The organism is Citrobacter braakii, from assembly GCF_002075345.1.
Classification (GTDB): Bacteria; Pseudomonadota; Gammaproteobacteria; order Enterobacterales; family Enterobacteriaceae; genus Citrobacter; species Citrobacter braakii.
On sequence record NZ_NAEW01000090.1, the window covers coordinates 1 to 725 of the forward strand.

Consider the following 725-nt stretch of genomic DNA (forward strand, 5'->3'; position numbering starts at 1 on the left):
GAACTCCTTGCTGTAAAAAAGTGGCGGAGTTCCCCTGCGGGTTTCCCCGCCAGGGTGAGTGAAAAAAGTTAAGGATTAACGCGCCATCGATACCGTTATCCGGTCCGGTTCGCGCGTCACCTGCAGGTCACGCCACAGCGGCGTGTCCGGACTGCCGTCCGGTGGCAGACAGAAGTAACCGAAGGTCACCACGCTGTCGCACTTACGGGCCTGTGTCAGGGCTTTCGCCGCATGGTAAACCAGCCGCTGCAGCCGCTCCGTCTCACAGACCGGCGCCGGTGAATAACGCACCATCTGTTGCCAGACATCGTCGCCAATCACCACCGCAGGCAGCGGGTTCGTCAGCAGCGCGGCGGCGTTCATCACGCCGCCTCCCGGCCGGAGCCGGAAGCCTGAGTGTCGTTCACCACGACCGGGAGCGGGACTGCCGGCGACGGGTTACGGTTATGACGCCGGCGGTAACGCCCGCCCAGAAAGCGCAGCAGCATCTGCTCCGCCGACCGGGTGGCCTCGCCATGGTCAATAAAGTAACGCTCTCCGTAATACGGGTCAGCGCTTTCCTCACCGAAATACAGCAGTTCCACGCCGGGGCGAAGATTCTCCCCCTGTTTCACCACCACGGCCCGCCCGCAGAACTGCGGGTCGTCCGCCAGCAGCCAGCGCCCGGCATACACCGTTCGGGGCCGCAGTACGGTCATCTTCGTCTGTCTTCGCCGGTACAGCGC

At 63.9% G+C, this 725-nt stretch carries 2 protein-coding genes; both read right to left on the reverse strand.

The window, feature by feature from the left end; genetic code table 11:
• Positions 1 to 75: 75 nt before the first annotated feature.
• A complete protein-coding gene (locus tag BZK42_RS27980) occupies positions 76 to 363 on the reverse strand; it encodes a hypothetical protein (protein ID WP_080861643.1) in 288 nt (95 codons plus the stop codon).
• Positions 363 to 725, reverse strand: a 363-nt coding sequence (locus tag BZK42_RS27985; protein ID WP_080861646.1) for a hypothetical protein, incomplete at its 5' end; no start/stop codon positions are given. The genes BZK42_RS27985 and BZK42_RS27980, both read right to left, overlap by 1 nt.

Excerpts from the sequence above, each read along its gene's own strand:
- BZK42_RS27980 (WP_080861643.1), bottom strand. The coding sequence starts at position 363 with ATGAACGCCGCCGCGCTGCTGACGAACCCGCTGCCTGCGGTGGTGATT.